This is a genomic window from Nocardiopsis mwathae, assembly GCF_014201195.1.
In the GTDB taxonomy this organism is placed as follows: domain Bacteria; phylum Actinomycetota; class Actinomycetes; order Streptosporangiales; family Streptosporangiaceae; genus Nocardiopsis_C; species Nocardiopsis_C mwathae.
The window spans coordinates 2855218-2876192 of record NZ_JACHDS010000001.1; the positions used below are offsets into that span (position 1 = coordinate 2855218).

Genomic DNA, 20975 nt, shown 5'->3' on the forward strand with positions numbered 1-20975 from the left:
CGCCGATGACGTCCTCCCCGACGCCCGGGTCGGGAAGGCCCCCCGGTCAGCACGGTCCGGACGGCGACGGCGCCGCGCCGTCGTGGTGGATCTACCGGGGCACGGGCCGCCCGGCCACGTACTCGACGGACCTCGCGGAACGGCTTCCCGACCCCCCGCCCTGGCGCCGCTTCACCGGTGGCCCCGACCAGCCCGATCCCCCCGCCGACGACGGCGAGACCGAGCGCATCCTCGGAGCCACCACCCTGCCGGGCCGCCACCCCCTGAGCGGCCCCGAGACCGCGGTCGTCGACGCGGTCAACACCGCCCTGCTGCTGCGCCGCCCCCTGCTGGTCACCGGGGCACCGGGCGTCGGAAAGTCGAGCCTCGCCCACCACGTCAGCCGTGAGCTCGGTCTGGGGCGCGTCCTGCGGTGGCCCATCACCAGCCGCAGCACCCTGCGCTCGGGGCTGTACGAGTACGACCCCATCGCCCGGATCCACGACATTTCCGCCGACGCCGCCGCGGCCCCCGACACCCAGCGCCCGCCGGAGCGCCCCATCGGCGACTACCTGCGCCTCGGCCCGCTGGGCACCGCCCTGCTGCCGCACCGGCTCCCCCGTGTGCTGGTGATCGACGAGTTCGACAAGGGCGACATCGACCTCGCCAACGACCTGCTGGATGTGCTGGAGAACGGCCGGTACCCGATCCCCGAGCTGGCCCGGCTCCGCGCCTCCCAGGAGTACATCGCCGTCCCCACCGACGACCCCGGCCGCACGGCCACGGTCCGCGCCGGGGAGGTCCGCTGCCACGCGTTCCCCTTCATCGTCATCACCAGCAACGGCGAACGCCCCTTCCCACCGGCGTTCCTCCGCCGCTGCCTCCCCGTCCACCTGGAGCAACCCGGCGAGGAACGGCTCGCCGACATCGTCTGCGCCCACTTCATCGACCGTGAGCGCGCCCAGGACCGCCAGCTCATCCAGGACTTCCTCCGGCGCAGCCGTGAGGTCGACGGGCTCTCCATCGATCAGCTACTGAACTCGGTCCATCTCGTTAGTTCCGATGTTCGTGCACATGCCACATCCTTGGATCCGAACGCCTGGATCCGGATATTGGACCTGGTCTGGCGCCGTCTGGCGGAAACGGAGGCGCGCCTCGAGTGACCGGGAGCAGGGGTCGCGACCGGCCGGAGGCCGAGGGGTCGGCGGCAGTGCCGTCCCCGGGTGAGCCATTCCCACGATCCGGTGCGGCCGCACCCGCCTGGTGGGAGGTCGGCGACGCGCTGTGGCTCGCCGCCCACCGCGACCGCGCCCGGGATCCCACCGGCGGTGAGTCCCGGCCGCCCGCCGCCGAACCGGGTGACCGGGCGGGCACCGAGCCGCAGGCCGATGCGGACGGCACGCCCGCCTCCTCCCCGGACCGGGCACCACCGGAGCACCGGGACGAGGACGACATCGGGCAGCCCGCGGAACCGCCGCTTCCCCCGGAGTGCCATGCCCAGGCCGAGGCGGTCCCCGAGTCCTCAGGTATCCGCGGAGGGGGGTCCGCGGCTCCCCCGCCCGGTGACCCCGTCGCGATCGCCCCGCTGGGGTCGGGCGGCCCGCCGATCGCGGACCGGATGGCGATGGTCCGCGCGCTGCAGTGGTTCCGGCGGCACCGCCCGGCCGGCGACCGCACCGTGCTGGACGAGGACGCGACCGCGGCGGGTTTCGCCGAGCGTGCGCTCGCCCACCGCGCCGCCCGACGCACGCGGCGCGCCCCGCTGCTACCGGTCCTGCGGCCCGAGCAGGAGGTGGCCGACGGCATCACCGTCCTGGTCGACGACAGCCTGTCGATGCTCGTGCAGCAACCCCTGGTCCACCGGTTCGTCGACCTACTGGCCCCGCTCAACGTGTTCCGCCGGGTCCGCGTCTGCTACTTCGACTCCGGCAAGGCGCAGGCCGACGACCTTCCGCTGCGCGCCGCGGAGGGCCCCGCCCCGGCCCCGGAACGGCTCGTGGACGGCGGCTCCGCCGACTCCCGGATCCTGCTGGTGGTCACCGACGGAATCGGCGACGGCTGGCACTCCGGAGCGGTCGGCACCTGGCTGGCCCGGTGGGGCACCCGCGGCCCGGTGGGCGTGGCCCAGGTGCTCGACCGGAGGCTGTGGCGGTCGACCGGTATGGCGCCGGAGCACGTCAGGCTGGAGGCACCCTCGGTGTCCGGCGGCGCCCCCGTGCCCAACAGCACCTATGCGGCCCGCCCGTTCTCCGCGTGGCCTCCGGCCACGGCGGACGCCACCGCCCCCGACGGCACCGTCCCGGTCCCCGTCTTCCCCCTGGAGCCCGCGGAGCTCGGACGCTGGGCCCGCTTCGTGGCGCGGCGCCGCAACCCGCCGGTGTACCCGGTGGCCGCCCTGCTCACCACCAGGGAGCCGACGGTCGCCGGGGAGATCGACGAGCCCGGGGGGATCGACGAGCCCGGCACGTCCTGGGACATCGGGGCACTGCTGGCCCCCTGGGACCTGGAGCCCGACTTCACGCGGGACCTCGACGCCCGGCGCCGGGTCCAGATGTTCCAGGCCATCGCCTCCCCTTCGGCCTTCCGGCTCGCGGTGCACCTGGCGGTGGTGCCGCTCAACCTCTCCACGATCCGGCTGATCCAGGAGCGGTTCGCCCCCCGGGCGCGGCCCTCGGACGTCACGGAGGTGCTGTGCTCGGGGCTCATCCGGCGCAGCCCGGGGTCGCCGTCGATCGACCGCGGCGACCGGGTGACCCTGGAGTTCCGCCCGGACGTACGAGAACTGCTGCTGGCGGTGGGCGGCCAGCGACACGAGATCAGGGAGCTGCTGACGGCGATCGCCGGGCATTACCGGGACACCATCCCGTGGTTCGCCGCCCTGGAACGGCTGCTGCTCGGCGATGCCCCCGGCGTGCCGTTACCGGAGGTGACCGGCGACACCGCCCCGTTCGCGCGGGCGGTCCGGGCCGCGATGCTGGCGCTGCCGGGGCCGATCCGGCTGGCCGCGGATCCCCTGGTCCCTGCCGACCGCCCCGAAGCGGTCCCCGGGATGGCCGACTCCGGTCACTCGGATTCGGGATACGACGATGCCGGCCGTGAAAGGCTGAAGGGCAGTGACGTGAACCTCGACGTGTTCCCGCCGACCGGCTCTCCCGCAGTCACCAGGCGGGCCGGGTCGGCGCCACCTGTGCCCGACGGAGACAGCATGCACATCGCCCAGCAGGCGGTACCGCGCGGCCAGCACACCCGCCCGGCCGTATGGGGGCAGATCCCGCCGAGGAACATGAGCTTCGTCGGTCGCGAACCGCTCCTGGCGGAACTGGGGCGGCGGCTGCAGGAGGGCACCGCCATGGTGCTGCCGCAGACCGTGCCCCAGGCCCTGCAGGGGATGGGAGGCGTCGGCAAGACCCAGCTGGCCACGGAGTACGCCTGGCGCCACCGCGGCGAGTACGACCTGGTGTGGTGGATCCCCTCCGACACCCCCGCCCAGGTGCAGCAGTCGCTGATCGAGCTGGCACCCAAGCTGGGTATCGGGACCGGCGGGGATCCCGCGGCCACGGTCCGAACGGTGCTGGAGGCCCTGAGGTCGGGCCGCCCGGTCGGCGACTGGCTGCTGATCTACGACAACGCCGTCTCACCCGCCGATATCCGCCCGCTGATCCCCAGCGGTGGTCCGGGACATGTGGTGGTCACCTCCCGCTCTCCGGAGTGGCGCACCGCCGGCGGCTACCTGCTGCAGGTCGACACCTTCGAGCGGGACGAGAGCACCGAGCTGCTGCTCAAGCGCGGACCGGAGTCGCTGGCGCCGGAGGAGGCGGACCGCATCGCCGAGCGGCTGGGGGACCTGCCGCTGGCGGTGGAGCAGACGGCGGTGTGGCTCTACGAGACACTGATGCCGGCCGAGGAGTGGCTGGAGCTCTTCGACGTCAAGGCCGATCAGCTGCTGTCCAATGTCGCGCCGAGCCCCGACTACCCGTGGTCGGTCGCGGCGACGATGAACATGACGCTGGAGCGGCTGCGGGAGTCCAACCCGGGCGCGCTGCAGCTGCTCCAGGTGTGTGCGTTCCTGGCGCCGCAGCCGATCCCGCGGCGGCTGTTCAACGGCGCGCGCAACGTGGAGGCCCCCGAGTACCTGGCGGAGATCCTCGCCGACCCCGCGATCAAGCTGGGTCGGGCGCTGCGGACCATCGACCGCTACGCCCTGGCCAAGATGGACCACCGCAACACCACCTTCCAGCTGCACCGGCTGGTGCAGGAGACGTTGAAGCTGCCGCTGGACGCCGGGGAGCGGGACCGCTTCCGGCACTGCGCCCACCTGCTGCTGGCCAACCTCGACCCGGGCGACCCGCTGGCCCCGGGCGACTGGCCGCGGTATGTGGAGCTGCTGCCGCACGTGTGGGAGACCCGGCAGTGGGACTGCGGGAGTGACTGGGCTCGGGAACTCGCCTTGAACGAGGTGCATTTCCTCTTCCAGTGGGGAAGGCTGGCCGAGGCTGAGGCGTTGGTCCGCCGCCTGCTCGACCAGTGGCCGGAGAAGCTCGGGCCGGAGGACCCGCACACCCTCCGTGCCGAGATGCGGTATGCGCAGGTCGCCACATCGGCCGGCAGGTTCGAGGAGGCCTACGAGCGCCGCAAGGGGCTGGTCGAGACGTTGATCCGGCTGCGCGGTCCCGACGACGAGGAGACCTTGGAGACACGGGGCCTTCTCGCTCTGGACCTGCGCAACCTGGGGCAGTACCAGCGTGCGGTCAAGGTGAGCTCGGACGTACTCGACCGCCAGCAGCGCGCCTTCGGCCGCGACGACCCCCTCACACTGCAGTCAGCCCACGTGCATGCCGTCGGACTCCGACTGATCGGCCGTTTCAACGAGTCGATGGAGATCAACCAGTACAACTACCAGCGGCGCGGAGAGATGCTGGGTCCGGAGCATGTTCAGACTCTGGCCAGCCGTTCGGCCCACGCGCAGGGGCTCATGGAGTCCGGGCGCTACTGGGAGGCCGAGCGGGAGATGGACGAGCTCTATCTCACCACTCAGCGGGTCTTCCCTGCCGACCACACCATGCGGCTGTCCACGATGATGGCGCTGTCCGCTCTGAAACGGCGAACCGGGCGCCTGCCCGATGCGCTCGCCCTGTCCGGGGAGGCCTATGAGCTACTTCAGGGCAAGCTGGGCGTCGGGGCCGCGGAGACCAACCGGGCCGCGGCCAACCACGCGGTGTCGCTGCGGGCGAAGGGGGAGCATGAGACCGCCCTCGCGCTGTCACGTGAGGCCCGCGACCGCTACCGCGCCTCCTACGGCGCCGAGCATCCCCTCTACGCCGCCACGTCGGTGAACCACGCCGTGACGCTCCGCCTCCTCGGCCGGTTGGAGGAAGCCCGGCGGGTCGATGAGGAGGCACTCGCCGTGAACACCGACCGCCTGGGCGAGGACCACCCGGCCACCCTTGCGAACTCGGTCAACCTGGCCAGCGACCTGTTCGCCGCGGGGAACGCGGCGGCGGCGTTGGAGATGGACGCGACGACTCTGGAACGCACGCACAGGATTCTGGGCGAGGATCACCCGCTGGCCTTGGCCGTCCGGCGCAACTGGGTGCTGGACCGTATGGTCGTGGAGGACACCGCTCTCACCGACGAGCGGTCCGCGGTGGTCGAGCGCTACCGGACGATGTTCGGTCCGGCGCATCCCGCCACGCGGTCGGCGGAGGAGGACGTGCGGGCCAACTGCGACCTCTTCCTGCCGCTGCTCTGATTCTTCGGGGAGGGGAGAGATCCGGAAGATCAGTCGGCGGCGCCGAAGTCGCCCATGCGGAGTCCTGAGAGGAACTCCTGCCAGGCGTCGACGCCGATGCCGATCACCGTGCCGAGGGGGTCGGTGGAATCACGGATCAGGACTATGGGGCGCGAGGTCCGGGAGACCTCCAAGCAGCCCTCCCCGTCATTGCTGTAGCTGGACTTCCACCAGGAACGGACGGGCGGCACCTTTTCCGCCCGCTCGGCGCCCGACGTGCACGCGCTCTCTCCTCTCCCGGCCCCCTCGCTTACCACCGCTGAATCGGTGCTCATCAGTACCTCACGACCATGATTCGGTGGCCAATCCCCGGTTCGGGTAGACGCGAACGGTACACAGGTCTTCTCATGACAAATATCCCGACATGCCGCAACGGGGTTTATATCCCCGTTGCGGCTGAATCCATGTAGACCAGATGCGGACATTTGTCTTACGTCACCTGGTTTCTCCCTACCAATGGTTTCCCCCTATCCGCACCGCGGGAGGGACATGGGGACGGGCGGTTCCCAGCGGCCGCACAGGGAAGAGAAAGGCGGGATCCATGGCGGAGATCGTCCGGTTCGACGGCGGGAACGGGTCCACGGTGCAGATCGAGACGGCGGAGAGCTCCCCTGTCCTGCGCGATGTCGCCGGCGGTGACCTGTTCCGGTCGGCCGAGAAGCGGTTCGACGTGGTGGTCGCCAAGGTCCGGGAGATCTCCGAGCTCATCGCGCGGGAGCTGTCCTCCCTGGACGCCAGCCCCGACGAGGTCAGCGTCGAGCTGGGCATCAGCGTCAACGGCACCGCCGACGTGTTCATCGCCAAGGCGGCGAGCGAGGGCAGCCTCAAGGTCCGGATGACCTGGCGCCGGGATGCGGTGCCGACCGCGGATGAGGATGAGGATCCCGACGGCCCCGAGGAGGAGGACGGCTCCGGTGGCGGGAGCGGGTGAGCGCGGCGCCCGTGCCCGCACCCGGCGCCGGGGTCAGCGCTTGGCGTACATCGCCTCGACGGCCGCGGAGTTGCGGTCGAGGATGCGGGCACGGCGCAGCTTCAGGGTCGGGGTGAGGGTCTCGTCCTCCACACTGAAGTTCTCACCGAGAACGGTGAAGGCGCGGACCGACTCCGCCCGGGAGACGGTCGCGTTGGCGGCGTCCACGGCGCGCTGGACGTGGGCCCGCAGCGCGGGGTCGTCGGCCAGGTCGGCGACGCTCGCGGCGGCCGGGTGCCCGTTCTCCGCCTTCCAGGCGTCGAACTCCTCGGGGTCCAGGGTGACCAGCGCGGTCACGAAGGAGCGCCCGTCCCCCACCAGCATGCACTGGTCGACGAGCGGGTCGGCGCCGATCCGCTCCTCCAGCGGCCCCGGGGCGACGTTCTTGCCCCCGGCCGTCACCAGGATCTCCTTCTTCCGCCCGCTGATCCGGACGAATCCGTCACCGTCGATCTCCGCGAGGTCGCCGGTGGCGAACCAGCCGTCCACGAAGGCCTGCTCGGTCTCCCGCGGCCGGTTCCAGTAGCGGTCGAAGACGTGCCCGCCGCGGATCAGCAGCTCGCCGTCGTCGGCCGTGCGGACCTCGACCCCGGGGACCGGGATGCCGATGGTGCCGGGCCGTACTTTGCCGGGGACGTTGACGAGCACCGCCGAGGTGGTCTCGGTGAGGCCGTAGCCCTCGAACACGTCCAGGCCGATGCCCCGGTAGAAGTGGAGCAGCCGGACGTCCAGGGCGCCGCCGCCGGAGATCACCTTGGTGCAGCGGCCGCCGAGCGCGTCCATCAGCTTGCGGTAGACCAGCGGCTCGAAGAAGCGGTGGCGCAGGCGCAGACCGGCTCCCGGCCCGTCGCGGAACAGCGCCTCGCTGTAGGCGACGGCGGTGTCGGTGGCGGCGTCGAAGATGCGGCGGGCCAGGCCCCGGGTGCGCTTGCGCGCCGTGGTGTGGATCTTCTCGAAGACGTAGGGGACGGCCAGCAGGAACGTGGGGCGGAACGTCGCCAGGTCGTCGATGAGGTCGCGGACGCTGCCGGTATGGCCGAGCCGGACCCCGGCGTGGACGACGGCGACCTCCACCATGCGCCCGAAGACGTGGGCGAGCGGCAGGAAGAGCAGGGTGGAGGGCGGGGAGCCGTCCCTGCCGGGTTCGAAGAGGACCGGCAGGGCGCGCAGGACGCTGTCGACCTCGGCGAAGAAGTTGGCGTGGGTGAGCACGCACCCCTTGGGCGATCCGGTGGTGCCCGAGGTGTAGACGATGGTAGCCGGTTCGGCCGGGTCGACCGCGGCGCGGCGCTCCTTGACGGCGGTGTCCTCGACCTCGCCGCCGACCTCGACCAGAGTGGCCACGGCGCCGCTGTCCAGCGTCCACACGTAGCGCAGCGCGGTGAGGGAGTCGCGGATCTCCTCGACCATGGCGGTGTGCGGCTCGTCGTCGACGATGCAGGCCACGGCGCCGGAGTCGGCCAGGATCATGCGGACCTGGTCGGCGGAGGAGGACGGGTAGATCGGGACGGAGACGGCTCCTGCGGCCCAGATCGCGAAGTCGACGAGGGTCCACTCGTACCGGTTGCCCGACAGCAGCCCGACCCGGTCACCCGGCGCGATCCCGGCGGCGATGAGCCCCTTGGCCAGGGCGGTCACCTCGTCGCGGACCTCGGCCGCGGTGGCGTCCTTCCAGCCGCCGACGGTCTGGCGGCTGAGCATGATCCCGTCGGGCTGGCGTTCGGCGCGGTCGAACAGGAGGTCGGCCAGACCCCCCTCCGTGGGGAGCTCGGCGATCGCGGGCGCGGAGATGTCGGTCACGCCTCTGTGTCTATCTGACCGACGTAACAAATAGTCAAACATCGGACCGTCGGCTCACATGATCTATGCCATAACCAGCGGATCGACGGCGGCGCTCCCGGGCGCGCCCGGTGCCATCGGCGTCGGTCGGCGCGCCGAACCGCCTCACCGGCGCCGGTACATGTCCTCCACCTCGCCGGCGTAGCGCTTCAGGATCCGGGCGCGGCGCAGCTTCAGGGTCGGGGTGAGGGTCTCGTCCTCCACACTGAAGTTCTCCGCCAGGATCGTGAACGCCCGGATGGACTCGGCGCGCGACACCGCCTCGTTCCCGGCCTCGATGGCCGTCTGGACGGCGGCACGCAGCACCGGGTCCTCGGCGAGGTCGGCGACGCTCTCGCCGGCCCCGTGCCCGTACTCCTCCTTGAAGGCGTCGAACTCCTCCGGGTCCAGGGTCACCAGGGCGGCGACGAACGGCCGGTCGTCGCCCACCAGCATGCACTGGGAGACCAGCGGATACGCGCGGACCCGCTCCTCCATGGGCCCCGGGGCGACGTTCTTGCCTCCGGCCGTCACCAGGATCTCCTTCTTGCGCCCGGTGACCCGCAGGAAACCGTCGGCGTCGAACTCACCGAGGTCGCCGGTGGCGAACCAGCCGTCGACGAAGGCCCGTTCGGTGTCCTGGGGGCGGTTCCAGTACCGGCCGAACACCTGCTCGCCCCTGACCATGATCTCGCCGTCGTCGGCCAGCTTGACCGCGACACCGGGCAGCGGGCCGCCGATGGTGCCGGGGCGGATCCGACCGGGCAGGTTGGCGATGACGGCGGCGGTGGTCTCGGTGAGGCCGTAGCCCTCGATGACCTCCAGACCGATGCCCCGGTAGAAGTGGAGCAGCCGCACGTCCAGGGCGCCGCCGCCGGACAGGACGCGGGTGCAGCGGCCGCCGAGCGCGTCCATCAGCTTGCGGTAGACCAGCGGCTCGAAGAGGCGGTGGCGCAGGCGCAGACCGGCTCCCGGCCCGCCCCCGTCCAGGGCCTTGCTGTAGGCGACGGCGGTGTCGGTGGCGGCGTCGAAGATCCACCGCTTGAGACCGGTGGCCTTCTTGCGGGCCGACGCGTGGATCTTCTCGAAGACGTAGGGGACGGCCAGCAGGAAGGTCGGCCGGAACGTCGCCAGGTCGTCGATGAGCGCGCTCACGCTGGCCGAATGGCCCAGGCGGACGCCGGCCCGCACTGCGCCGATCTGCACCATTCGCCCGAAGACGTGGGCGAGCGGCAGGAAGAGCAGGGTGGAGGGCGGGGAGCCCTCACCGGTGGTCTCGAAGAGCTCGGGCAGGACGGCGACGATGTTGTCGACCTCGGCGAAGAAGTTCGCGTGGGTGAGCACACACCCCTTGGGGGTGCCGGTGGTGCCCGAGGTGTAGACGATGGTGGCCGGGTCGGACGGCTCGACCGCGGCGCGGCGCTTGTCGACGATGTCGTCGGACACCTCGGCGCCGTCCGCCGCCAGGGCGGCGATGGCGCCGTCGTCGATCGTCCAGAGGTGGCGGAGGTCCGCGAGACCGTCGCGCACGCCGTCGATCACCGCGGTGTGCGCCGGGTCGTCGAGGAAACAGGCCACCGCGCCGGAGTCGGCCAGGATCATCCGGGCCTGCTCGGGGGAGGAGGACGGGTAGATCGGGACGGTGATCGCGCCCGCCGTCCAGATCGCGAAGTCGACGAGGGTCCACTCGTAGCGGTTGCCCGACAGCAGCCCCACCCGGTCCCCGGGTTCGATGCCGGCGGCGATGAGCCCCTTGGCCAGGGCGGTCACCTCGTCGCGGACCACGGCCGCGGTCGCGTCCCGCCATGCGCCGTCGATCTGCCGACTGAGCATGGCGGCGTCGGGCGACCGGTCGGCGCGGTCGAACAGGATCTCGGCCAGACCTCCCTCGGTGGGGAGTTCGGCTAGCGCAGGGGCGGAGATGTGGGTCACCGCTCCGGTTTATCTGACGCTCATAACGAAAGTGAAAATGGAACAGTCGCCGGCCGCATGATCTGTACCACAGCCCCTCCGTTGGTCTCGGGGGTACCGGCCGGTATCCGGTCGGTACCCCCGAGACCAACGGAGGGGTGGGTGAGGGGTCAGGTGCCGCAGGCGGGTGCGACCGGGTCGTTGGTGCCGGTGTAGAGGAAGCCGTCGCTGATCCAGTTGCCGGTGTCGAGCCGGTTCCACAGGTTGGTCCGGCCCCAGTTGCCGTTGACGTAGCCGCCGCGCGCGGTGCAGTCGATGCGCACCAGCGTCCCGTTGTTGAGCGTGCCCACGATGCTGTGGTCGAGACTGGGGCCGCTGCGCAGGTTCACCCGGGGGTTGGAGCCGCCGTCGACGGTGCCGGTCGGTCCTCTGTTGTCGCTCGGTCCGTAGTTGATGAGCCGGCCGCCGCGGTTCACGCGCTGGTTGCCGCGCACGGCGTAGCCCTGGTACGGCTGGGCGACCGTGCGGAAGGTCCAGCCGCCGATCACCATGTTGTCCACGCTGATGTGGGAGTTGCCGCGCAGCAGGGAGAGGTGCACGTGGGCGCCGGTGGAGCTCCCGCCGCAAGGCAGCTCGTTGCCGATGAGGCCGAGGTAGGTGCCGGTCCGGACGGCGGCGCCGTTGGACAGGTTGGTGAGGTTGCGCATGTGGTAGTAGCCCGTGCTGTAGCCGTTCGGGTGGACGACGGTGACCAGGGCGCTACCGGCGCGGACGCAGCTCTTGTAGACACGGCCGGGGCCGGCGGACAGCACCTGGCCGTTGCCGCCGTTGAAGTCGATCGAGCTGTAGGGGCGGCTGTTGCCGCTGTTTCCGTGCGGGCCGCCTCCCATCCACCAGGCGACTCCCTGCTGCCAGGGCAGGCCCAGGCCGGTGTCGGCGAGGGGCGCCTCCTGGGCGGCCTCGTGGTTCTGCGCGAACAGCTCCTTCTCCCCTTCGCTGACCACGTCGTCGGGGGCCTTGTCGGTGAGTTCGACGAACCCGTCGGTGCCGTGCAGCTCGACGCGCCACCCGGCGGGCCCGTGCTCGGCGACGAACAGCGCGGACTCGGGTGAGGCGTGCGCCGTGGACGGCGCGGGGATGGTGGTCGTGCCGAACGCCCACCGGTTCTCGTGGTTGATGGGCTCGACGAGGGGTTCGGCCAGGGAGCGGGTTTCGAAGTGCTCGCGCGCGGTGTCGCCGTGCTGTTCGAGCATGGTCGCGCGCACGGCGTCGGCGAGGCCGTCGGCCGCAGCGTCGGCGGATGCGGGGGCCGGGCCGGCGCCCATCAGCAGGCCGGCGCCGAGCACGACGCTCGCTGCCGCGGCGAGCGCGCGTCTGGGGGATGTGAGCGAAGACATTCGTCCTCCACGGACGTACACGAGGAGAGTGGGGATCATCGGATGGATCCGGGCATGCCGCCGACGCCGGCGGAGTGCCGCAGGAAGGGAGGGGGATGGGAGGCGACGCGGGGCCCGGATGCGTCCGTGGCATGACGGAACACCGAAGCGCGGGTAAAGGTCAAGGTCAGAGCGTATTTGCGGGCTTTTCTGGGGAGATCGCCCGGGTTGACTGTGAACGACGTGCGCCGCTGTGGCCGAGGGTGAGGCGCGGTCGGTTCCGTGAGCGCAACCGGGGCGTCAAGCCCGACCGGCGGGAAAATCGCCGTGGTTGAACTCCGGACAAAATGTCGCATTCATTGATATTTCACAGAGTGGCCACAATGGTGCACACTGTTGGCCGAAACGCCCCGCCCTCCCGTCCCCCGCTCATGGAGTCATGGAGGTCACGATGGCCAGTGGGACCCTGCGGCGTCGCACGGATACCAGTAGCGGCCCTACCGAGGTCTTATTACGGACCGGCCCATTCCACGAGGCTCTGCGCGCGGCGATCGACGACAGCGGGCTCACCCTCGGGAGCCTGCGCGCCCGCCTCGCCCAGCGCGGCATCCGGGTCAGTCTCACCAGCCTCAGCTACTGGCAGCAGGGGCGCAGCCGGCCGGAGCGGCCCAACTCGCTGCGCGCCGTCCAGGCCATCGAGGTCATCCTGGGGTTGCCGCGCCACTCGCTCGTCGCCCTGCTGGGACCCCCGCGACCGCGCGGGCGGTGGGCGGGGCGGGAGGCGGTCCCGCGCGGCTACGAGGGGTTTCTGGAACCCGCCGACGCCCTCGACCAGACCGTGGAGAGCGTGCTGGGACCCTCCGACCGCAAGCTGCGGGTGTTCTTCCAGGAGGACATCGCCTGGGTGGGCGCCGACCGCACGATCCGCCGGGTGCGCACCCGGATGGTGGTCCGAGCGCTGGAGGACGACGCCGACCGGCACGTGCTGGTCTACTGCGGGGAGCAGGGCGCACAGGCCGCCGACCTGACGCCCGCGGCGGTGGAGAACTGCCGCTTGGGCCGGGTGCGCCGCCACCTGAGCTGCCCGGTGATCGCGGTGGAACTGCTCTTCGACCGGCGGCTGCGCACCGGCGAGACCTACCTGCTGGAGTACGCCCTCGACATCGCGCGCTCCCCCGTCAGCCACGACTACCGGCGCGCGTTCCGCTACCCGGCCGAGACCTACGTCCTGGGTGTCCGGTTCGACTCCGCCGCGCTGCCGGTCCGCTGCCACCGGCTGGTCCGGGAGCCCGAGGAACCCCTCGCGCGGGGCGGCGACGACATCATCCTCAGCTCGGCCCACTCGGTCCACCTCGCCGAGCACGACATCCGGCCGGGTGTGCTGGGGATCGCCTGGGAGTGGGACTGAGTCGGCGCGCAGCGCGGCACCCGGCTACCCGGGCAGGGCCACCTGGACCATGATGGCCGTGCCCTCGGCGGTGACCTCGCCGTTGTGCCGGATCTCGGCGGAGACGAAGACCTTGCGGCGCTCGGTCCCGGTGACGCGGGCGCTGATCTCCAGGGGCACGTCGAGCGGCGTGGGCCTGCGGTAGTCCACGGTGAGGTTGGCGGTCAGGCCGGGCATGCCCGCGGCGGCCGAGGCGGAGCCCAGGGCCTGGTCGAGCATGGCGGCGATCCAGCCGCCGTGGACCAGCCCGGGCGGGCCCTGGTAGACGCCGCCGAGGGTGACCTCGGCGCGCACGCCCTGTTCGGCCTGCTCCAGGCGCAGCGGCGGGGCTGCGGGGTTGGTCGGGCCCTCGACGATGTTGGTGACGGTGCCGTAGCCGACCGGCCCCTCGAACTCGGTGCGCTGGACCAGGGCGCCGACGGGGCGCCGCTCGCCGTCGACCCGCCGGACCGCGTCCTCGACGAGGCGGCGCGCCGCGGCGAGGTCGGCGGCGGGCGCCTCGGTGTGCGCGACCGCGTCGATGAGCGTCCGGACCCGGTCGACGAGCGCCGTCAGCTCGGCGGGGAGCTCATCCTCTGCGACCACGGTGAAGCCCAGGCTTCGGGGGTCGGGGAGTTCGGACACCGGCTGCGCTTCGACCGTCATGGTTCCCTCGTCGCTCGTTCGTCGTCTGCGTCGGCGGCGGCGGTCGTGCGGGGGCAGGGGATCCGGACGGGCCACCGAAACCGAATGCTACTCGGTAGTAGGCAAAGCGCGGGCTCGCGGGACCGAGCCGGCGGGCGAACCTACCGCCGCACACCAGAACCCACCGGCCTGACCTGTTATTTCGTGATGCTCACCACCGCGCCCGCAGGACTCGCGGACCGTAGGCGGCCGCCTGCACCGTGTCGTCGTCGAGCGCCGGGTACCGGGTGCCGACCGCGGCGGCACGGCCGCACCGGTGGGGTGCCGGCGTAGCGCGATCCGCGCACGTGGCCCGCTGTGGGGCCCTGCGCCGCGGGGCGCGTTTCAGATGTCCTTGCTCATGCGCACGTGCGGGATCCCGGCGTCCGGAAACTCCTCGCCGTGGGCCTTGTAGCCGAGCTTCTCGTAGAAGCCGATGGCCTGGGTCTGCGCGTCCAAGTCGATACCGACCAGCCCCCGTGCCCGCGCCCGGTCCTCCAGGGCGCGCACCAGTGCCGCGCCCGTCCCCGTCCCCCGGGTGCAGGAGAGCACCGCGAGCCGCCCCACCTTGCCCCGCGTCCCCTTGGGCACCAGACGCCCCGTCCCCACCGGGACGCCGTCCAACCGGGCCAGCAGGTGATCGGCGGTGAGGTCGTAGGAGTCCCACTCCTCGCCGATCGGCACCTGCTGCTCGGCCACGAACACCACGCCGCGGAGGGTGAACACGGCGGCACGGTCCTGCGCGCTCTCGGCCAGCTCGATCGTGATCATGGCCGCAAAGAGTAGCCCATCCGCCACTCCGCCGGGGAACCCCCGATCCTCCGTCCGTTTCCTAGGCTGGCCGACATGATCGACACCCCCGGCGAACGCGCGCGGTTCTTCCGTCACCCCGGCCTGCCCGGAGTCGAACTGCTCAAGGCCCACTACGTGCGCCACTCCTTCACCCGGCACAGCCACGACACCTACGCCATCGGGGTCATCGAGGCCGGGATCGAGGAGTACTACTACCGCGGCTCGATGCGCCGCGTGGGCCGCGGCGGCCTCGTGATGGTCGAGCCGGAGGAGGTGCACACCGGTCACGCGGGAACCCCCGAAGGGTGGCGCTACCGCATGCTCTACCCCGAGGTCGATGTGCTGGCCCAGGCCGCCCGCGACCTCGGCATGCCCGACGTCCCGGGCTTCCCCGTGTCGCAGACCGACGACCCGGGCGGGGCGGACCTGATCCGCGCCGCGCACCGGGCGGCCGAGCACGGCGACCGGCTCAGCGCGTCGACCCTCACCCGCCAGGCCCTGCACTGGCTGCTCACCCGGCACGCCCGTGCCCGGTCCAAGGACCCAGGCACCCGCCGCCCCACCCGCGCCGCCGAGGTCGCCCGCGACCTGCTCCACTCCCGCCTGGCCGACCCGCCGAGCCTGGAGGAGCTGGCCTCCGCCGTGGAGACCACCCCGTTCTCCCTGCTCCGCGCCTTCCGCGCCGCCCACGGCCTGCCCCCGCACGCGTACCTGAACAACGTCCGCGTCCAACACGCCCGCCACCTGCTCGCCACGGGCATGCGCCCCGCGGAGGTGGCCGCGGAACTGGGCTTCGCCGACCAGCCCCACCTGACGCGGCACTTCAAGCGGCGCCTCGGCGTCACCCCCGGCGTGTTCCGCAGCGGGGTCCTGGCGTCGCGCGACGCACCCACAGCAGGACCGCGCGGCTGAGGGACCCGGCCCCCGCGCAAGAACGTTCAAGACCGGCGGCCGCCGCCCCGGTTAGCGTCGGGCGGCGTGAAGCTCTCCTCCCCCTCTCGCGTCCCCCGGCTCGCGCGGCCCGTGCGCGACGCGCTGGGCATCGGCCTGGCCGTCGGCGTCTCCGGGCTCGCGTTCGGCACGGCCGCCGTGGCCGCCGGACTGTCCGTCGCCCAGACGTGCGTACTGAGCCTGCTCACCTTCTCCGGCGCGTCGCAGTTCGCGCTGATCGGTGTCATCGCCGGGGGCGGCAACCTCATCGCCGGGACCGCCGGGGCGCTGCTGCTCGGCGCCCGCAACACCCTCTACGGGCTGCGCATGGCCGACCTGCTCGGTCAGCGCGGCGCACGGCGCGCGGTGGCCGCCCACGGCGTGCTCGACGAGTCCGCGGCCATCACCCTCGCCCAGCCCGACCGGGCCGCCGCCCGCACCGCCTACGACTGGACCTACGCGACGCTGTTCGTGGCCTGGAACCTCACGACGCTCGTCGGGGCGCTGGCCACCGAGCGGATCGGCGACACCGCCGCGTTCGGCCTGGACGCGGTCGGCCCCGCGATCTTCCTGGCGCTGCTGTGGCCGCGGTTGCGCGAGGGCGGCCGGGAACGGCTGGTCGCGCTGCTCGGCGCCGGGATCGCCCTGGGCACGGCACCGCTCCTGCCCTCCGGGGTGCCGGTGCTGCTGGCCGCCGTCGCCGCACTGGTCGCACTGGTGCCGCCGGCCGCCCCGGCCGCACCCGGCACCGGCTCAGCCGCGGACCCCGACGACCCCGCGACCGACGCGGAGGGCCGTTCCCACAGCGGTTCCGACGGGCCTGCCGACACCACCGAACCGCAGGGAGCGCGCCGATGACCGTGTGGATCGCGATCCTCGTGACGTCCCTGGGCTGCTACCTGCTCAAGTTCGCCGGGCTGGCGGCTCCCCGGCGCCTGCTGGACCACCCCCTGGTGCGGCGGTTCGCCGTCACGGTTCCGGTCGCCCTGCTCGCCGCGCTGATCGCCGTCCAGGCCACGGCCGCCTCCGACGGCTCGGCGCCGTCCCTGGACGCCGCCCGGCTGAGCGGACTGGCCGCGGCCGTCCTCGCGCTGCTGCTCCGGGCACCCTTCCTGGTCGTGGTCGTCGCGGCGGCGGGCACCACCGCGGCGCTGCGCGCCCTGGGCATCGCCTGACCGGCACAGGTGACGAACCGGCCCCCGGCGGGCAGGAAGGTGGTGATCACCCCGGGGGGCACCAAGGACGCGTCGACGCCCGCCCGCCGCCGCGGGGCGATCGCTCGACCCCCAGAGAAGCGGACCTTGCGATGATGGAAGGACCACGCCTGTGCACTCACCGCCTCCCCACTCCGTGGCCGATCTGCGCACCGCGGCCGAACAGGTCGTCGACGTCCTCGCGGGCGCCGGGATCCGGCGCTGCTACACCGTTCCGGGTGAGAGCTTCCTGGAGCTGATCGACGCCATCGAACAGCGCGCCAACATGCAGCTCGTCTCCACCCGGCACGAGAGCGGCGCCTCCTTCATGGCGGAGGCCGAGGCCAAGCTCACCGGGATGCCCGCCATCGCCGCGGCCACACGGGGGCCGGGGGCGTCCAACCTCGCGGTGGGGGTGCACACGGCGCGCCAGGACTCCACCCCGATGATCGTCTTCCTCGGCCAGGTGGAGACCGACCACCTGGGCAGAGAGGCGTTCCAGGAGGTGGACCTGACCGCCTTCTACGCCCCGATCACCAAGTGGGCCACCACCGTCACCCGCGCCGACCGACTGGCCGAGGTGACCGCGCGCGCCATCCGCGTGGCCACCACCGGCCGCCCGGGACCGGTCGCCATCGCGGTCCCCGGAGACCTGTTCGGGCAGCGTGTCCCCGCACCGAGCGGCCTACCAGGCGGCATCCCGCCGCGGCCGCCCCTCGGACAGGACGAGCGGGACCGGCTGGCCGACTGGCTCGCCGGCGCCCGGCGGCCGGTGATCATCGCCGGAGGCGGGGCGCGCGGCGGCCGCGAGGCGCTGGTCCGCGTCGCCGAGCGCTTCCACGCCGGGGTGTACGCCGCGTGGCGGCGCCAGGACGTCTTCCCCAACGACCACCCGCTCTACCTGGGGCACCTCGGGCTGGGCTGCGACGAGGCGACCCTGGCGGCGCTCCGGGAAGCCGACGCCGTGCTGGTCGTGGGATCACGGCTGAGCGAGGTCACCACCCAGGGCTACCGACTCCCCGCTCCCGCGGGCAAAGGCGTGGACTCGCCGGTCGCCCAGATCGACATCGATCCCGACCAGATCGGGATGGTCACCGGCGTGTGGCTCGGTGTGGTCGCCGAGGCGCGGCGCGCCCTGGAGGCCCTGGCCGACGCACCGGTCAGCGCCCCCTACCGCGACTTCGCCCCCGCCCACCGGGCGTGGCTGGAGACCACGGCCGCGCCCGCCGACAGCGCCGTGCACCCCGGCGGGCGGCTGCACCCCTGGGCCGTGGTGGAGAGCATGAGGCGCGTCCTCCCCGACGACAGCGTCGTCTGCAACGACGCCGGGAACTTCGCCGCCTTTCTGCACCGGGGCTGGAGCTACCGCCACCCGCGCACCCAGCTCGCCCCGACCAGCGGCGCGATGGGCTACGCCGTGCCCGCCGCCGTCGCGGCCAAACTCGTCGAGCCCCACCGGACGGTCGTGGCCGTGGCCGGGGACGGCGGCACGCTGATGACCGGGCAGGAGCTGGAGACGGCGACCCGTCTGGGGCTGCCGGTCATCGTCGTGGTGTTCCAGAACGGCATGTACGGCACGATCGCCATGCATCAGGCGCGCGACCTGGGCCGGACCGCGGGCATCGGCATCAGCGGCCCCCTGGATCTGGCCGGTTACGCGCGCAGCCTGGGCGCACGCGGCGCCACCGTCTCCTCCCCCGAGGAGCTGGACAAGGCGCTCGCCGACGCCCTGGACACCGAGCTGCCCACCCTCATCGACGCCCGGACCGACCCGGACATCATCAGCCCGGGCGCGACCATGTCCGGCCTGCTGTCCGGCGACGGCGGCCGCTAGCGGCCGCCCCTACGAGCAGCCCCCGCCGATCTCGCAAGACGGTTCGAATCCGTGCGGACCTTCGGACCGTCCTCCCGAGATCGACGGGGGCCGGGGCACAGGTGCCGGTCAGTCCTCGCGGAGGAGGTCGACGGCCTTGGCCAGGTCGTCCGGGTAGCGGCTCGCGAACTCCATGTGGCGGCCCTCGGTGGGGTGTTCGAAGCCGAGCCGGACCGCGTGCAGCCACTGCCGCTGGACGCCGAGCCGGTCGGCGAGCGTGGGGTCGGCACCGTACAGGTAGTCGCCGACGCACGGGTGGCGCATGGCCGCCATGTGCACGCGGATCTGGTGGGTGCGGCCCGTTTCGAGCTTGATCTCCAGGAGGCTGGCCGCACGGAACGCCTCAAGGGTGTCGTAGTGGGTGACGGAGGGGCGGCCGCCGGCCACCACCGCGAACCGGCCGTCACCGGAGGGGTGGCGGTCGATGGGGGCGTCGATCGTGCCGCGCAGCGGGTCCGGGTGGCCCTGGACCAGCGTGTGGTACCGCTTGTCGACCGTGCGCTCCTTGAAGGCGCGCTTGAGCACGCTGTAGGCGGCCTCGCTCTTGGCCAGCACCATGAGGCCGGTGGTGTTGGCGTCGAGCCGGTGCACGATGCCCTGCCGCTCGGCCGCACCGCTCGTGGTCAGCTGCACGCCGGAGGCGAGCAGGCCCTCCAGCACCGACGGCCCCGTCCAGCCCACGGTCGGGTGGGCGACGACGCCGACCGGCTTGTCGACGACGATGATGTCGGTGTCCTCGTAGACGATGCCGAGCCCCGGCACCGGCTCCGGGCGCGGGACCGGCGCGCTGGGCGGTGGCGGGAGCGTGACGTCCAGCCAGGACCCGGCCTGGACACGGTCGGACTTGGCCGCCACTCCCCCGTCGACCAGCACGTTGCCCTCGACGATGAGCTCGGCGGCGCGGGTGCGGGACAGGCCGAACATGCGGGCGATGGCCGCGTCGAGGCGATCGCCCTCCAGCCCGTCGGGCACGGGCATGCTGCGCTGGTCACTCACGTCCGGTCCCCCTTGTCGGCGCCGTCGCCGCCCGCGCGGCCCCGCTCTCCGTCGTCCTCGCCTCCGGTACCCGCGGAGTCGGTACCGCGGCTCCCCCCGCTCTCGGTGCCGGCTGATCCGCCGGCACTCGCGCCGTCGGGCTCCCCGCCGGTGTCGGACTCACGGGTCCCATCGATGTTGATGCCCCGGAAGGCCAGAATGACCGCCAGGACGCCGCCGACCACGATGCAGGAGTCCGCGAGGTTGAACACCGGCCAGTTGGGAACCTGGATCCAGTCGACGACCTCGCCGTACAGCGGCGCAGGCGGGCGGAAGAACCGGTCGTAGAGGTTGCCGGTGGCGCCGCCCAGGATGAGGCCGAGCGCGACGGCCCAGCCGGTGCTGCGCAGCTTGCGTCCCATCGTCACGATGTAGAGCGCCACGGCGCTGGCGATCAGGGTGAACACCCAGGTCACGCCGGTTCCGATGGAGAACGCGGCGCCCGAGTTGAACACCAGCGTCAGCCGCAGCAGCTCCCCGACGACCGGCACGCTCTCTCCGGGGAGGAGCCGCGCCAGCACGATCTCCTTGGTGGCGAGGTCGGCGGCGAACGCGACCAGCGCCAGACTCAGCAAAAGAACGAACCGCCGCGGCTTCTTCGCGGCGGGTCCGTTCACCGTCCGATTTCCGTCCCCGGAGGGCTCGATGTCAGTCAGCGACGCTCCTCGCGCTGTTTGCACTTCACACACAGTGTGGCCCGCGGAAACGCCTGTAGCCGCGCCTTGCCGATCGCCTTGCCGCACGATTCGCAGACGCCGTAGGTTCCCGCGTCCATTCGCTTGATCGCCCGCTCGTTCTGTGCGAGCAGGTCACGAGTATTGTAGGCCAGCGCCAGGTCGTGCTCGCGCTGGTAAGCCTTGGCACCGGTGTCCGTGGGGTCGTCGCCGGCCCCGTCGACGGAGTCGGCGAGCCGCTCCGCCAGCTTGGCCTCGGTCTCCGCGATCTCGGCGCGCAGCTGGTCCATCTCGGTCTCCAGCTCCCGGCGCACTTCGGCGAGCTCTTCCTCGGTCCAGGGGCTCTCGCCCTCACGGACGGGAAGGCCCGAGGCCTCGGTCACGCCCATGTTCCCCTCACGCTCTCCCCCACGGAGCCCCTGTACGGCCCCGGCCGACGTCACCGTGGTCTTCGACACCATAGGTGCTCCTGTTTGCAAAAGACCGCACGCGGATTCGTACCGGTCCCCGACATTCCCCGCTCTCA

The 20975-nt window shown here is 72.4% G+C and carries 17 protein-coding genes; 8 read left to right on the top strand and 9 right to left on the bottom strand.

Features of this window, described 5'->3' with window-relative positions:
* Positions 1 to 5: 5 nt before the first annotated feature.
* Entirely contained in the window at positions 6 to 1142 is a 1137-nt protein-coding gene (locus HNR23_RS12345; protein ID WP_184075720.1) for an AAA family ATPase, read from the top strand.
* Positions 1139 to 5728: an FxSxx-COOH system tetratricopeptide repeat protein gene (gene fxsT, locus HNR23_RS12350; protein WP_184075721.1), complete on the top strand. Its 4590-nt coding sequence runs from the start codon at positions 1139 to 1141 to the stop codon at positions 5726 to 5728. The genes HNR23_RS12345 and fxsT overlap by 4 nt, the downstream gene beginning before the upstream one ends.
* 29 nt (positions 5729 to 5757) lie before the next feature.
* Here the strand turns inward: fxsT and HNR23_RS12355 are convergent, their stop codons facing one another.
* Entirely contained in the window at positions 5758 to 6042 is a 285-nt protein-coding gene (locus tag HNR23_RS12355; protein WP_184075722.1) for a DUF397 domain-containing protein, read from the bottom strand.
* Positions 6043 to 6308: 266 nt separating this feature from the next.
* Here HNR23_RS12355 and HNR23_RS12360 point away from each other — a divergent pair, with 266 nt between their 5' ends.
* Positions 6309 to 6698 (top strand): CU044_2847 family protein, encoded by a 390-nt coding sequence (locus HNR23_RS12360; RefSeq protein ID WP_184075723.1) that lies wholly within the window; start codon positions 6309 to 6311, stop codon positions 6696 to 6698.
* A 33-nt stretch (positions 6699 to 6731) separates the two neighbouring features.
* Here the strand turns inward: HNR23_RS12360 and HNR23_RS12365 are convergent, their stop codons facing one another.
* The 3 genes from HNR23_RS12365 to HNR23_RS12375 all read right to left on the bottom strand — a co-directional run bounded on the left by HNR23_RS12365 (position 6732) and on the right by HNR23_RS12375 (position 11863).
* Complete coding sequence (locus tag HNR23_RS12365; RefSeq protein ID WP_184075724.1) at positions 6732 to 8537, bottom strand: AMP-binding protein; 1806 nt, start codon at positions 8535 to 8537, stop codon at positions 6732 to 6734.
* 144 nt (positions 8538 to 8681) lie between these two features.
* Entirely contained in the window at positions 8682 to 10487 is a 1806-nt protein-coding gene (locus HNR23_RS12370) for an AMP-binding protein (RefSeq protein ID WP_184075725.1), read from the bottom strand.
* A 149-nt stretch (positions 10488 to 10636) separates the two neighbouring features.
* Positions 10637 to 11863: a M23 family metallopeptidase gene (locus tag HNR23_RS12375; protein ID WP_184075726.1), complete on the bottom strand. Its 1227-nt coding sequence runs from the start codon at positions 11861 to 11863 to the stop codon at positions 10637 to 10639.
* A gap of 430 nt (positions 11864 to 12293) precedes the next feature.
* On the opposite strand from HNR23_RS12375, the gene HNR23_RS12380 reads away from it, so the two are divergent.
* Positions 12294 to 13250, top strand: coding sequence for a hypothetical protein (locus HNR23_RS12380; RefSeq protein WP_246421722.1), 957 nt, complete (start codon positions 12294 to 12296; stop codon positions 13248 to 13250).
* Positions 13251 to 13274: 24 nt separating this feature from the next.
* Here the strand turns inward: HNR23_RS12380 and HNR23_RS12385 are convergent, their stop codons facing one another.
* The gene (locus HNR23_RS12385; RefSeq protein WP_184075728.1) at positions 13275 to 13934 is read right to left on the bottom strand and encodes a PaaI family thioesterase; all 660 of its coding nucleotides are present in this window, start codon (positions 13932 to 13934) and stop codon (positions 13275 to 13277) included.
* 363 nt (positions 13935 to 14297) lie between these two features.
* Positions 14298 to 14723 carry a GNAT family N-acetyltransferase gene (locus HNR23_RS12390; RefSeq protein WP_184075729.1) on the bottom strand — a complete coding sequence of 142 codons (426 nt, stop codon included), beginning with the start codon at positions 14721 to 14723 and terminating at the stop codon, positions 14298 to 14300.
* Positions 14724 to 14798: 75 nt separating this feature from the next.
* Between HNR23_RS12390 and HNR23_RS12395 the strand changes: the two genes are divergently transcribed.
* From HNR23_RS12395 to HNR23_RS12410, 4 genes are all read left to right on the top strand, one after another.
* Positions 14799 to 15656 (top strand): AraC family transcriptional regulator, encoded by an 858-nt coding sequence (locus HNR23_RS12395; protein ID WP_184075730.1) that lies wholly within the window; start codon positions 14799 to 14801, stop codon positions 15654 to 15656.
* Between the two features lie 111 nt (positions 15657 to 15767).
* On the top strand, positions 15768 to 16532 hold the full coding sequence (locus HNR23_RS12400) for an AzlC family ABC transporter permease (protein ID WP_184080240.1): 765 nt from the start codon (positions 15768 to 15770) through the stop codon (positions 16530 to 16532).
* Positions 16529 to 16849: an AzlD domain-containing protein gene (locus tag HNR23_RS12405; protein WP_184075731.1), complete on the top strand. Its 321-nt coding sequence runs from the start codon at positions 16529 to 16531 to the stop codon at positions 16847 to 16849. The genes HNR23_RS12400 and HNR23_RS12405 overlap by 4 nt, the downstream gene beginning before the upstream one ends.
* A 151-nt stretch (positions 16850 to 17000) precedes the next feature.
* Entirely contained in the window at positions 17001 to 18701 is a 1701-nt protein-coding gene (locus tag HNR23_RS12410) for a thiamine pyrophosphate-dependent enzyme (RefSeq protein WP_184075732.1), read from the top strand.
* 108 nt (positions 18702 to 18809) lie between these two features.
* Here the strand turns inward: HNR23_RS12410 and HNR23_RS12415 are convergent, their stop codons facing one another.
* The 3 genes from HNR23_RS12415 to HNR23_RS12425 are packed head-to-tail and all read right to left on the bottom strand — an operon-like array spanning position 18810 to position 20838.
* Complete coding sequence (locus HNR23_RS12415; protein WP_184075733.1) at positions 18810 to 19736, bottom strand: RluA family pseudouridine synthase; 927 nt, start codon at positions 19734 to 19736, stop codon at positions 18810 to 18812.
* Entirely contained in the window at positions 19733 to 20392 is a 660-nt protein-coding gene (lspA, locus tag HNR23_RS12420) for a signal peptidase II (protein WP_184075734.1), read from the bottom strand. Before lspA ends, HNR23_RS12415 begins: the two co-directional genes overlap by 4 nt.
* Before the next feature lie 35 nt (positions 20393 to 20427).
* Entirely contained in the window at positions 20428 to 20838 is a 411-nt protein-coding gene (locus HNR23_RS12425) for a TraR/DksA family transcriptional regulator (RefSeq protein WP_184080242.1), read from the bottom strand.
* Between the last annotated feature and the right edge of the window lie 137 nt (positions 20839 to 20975).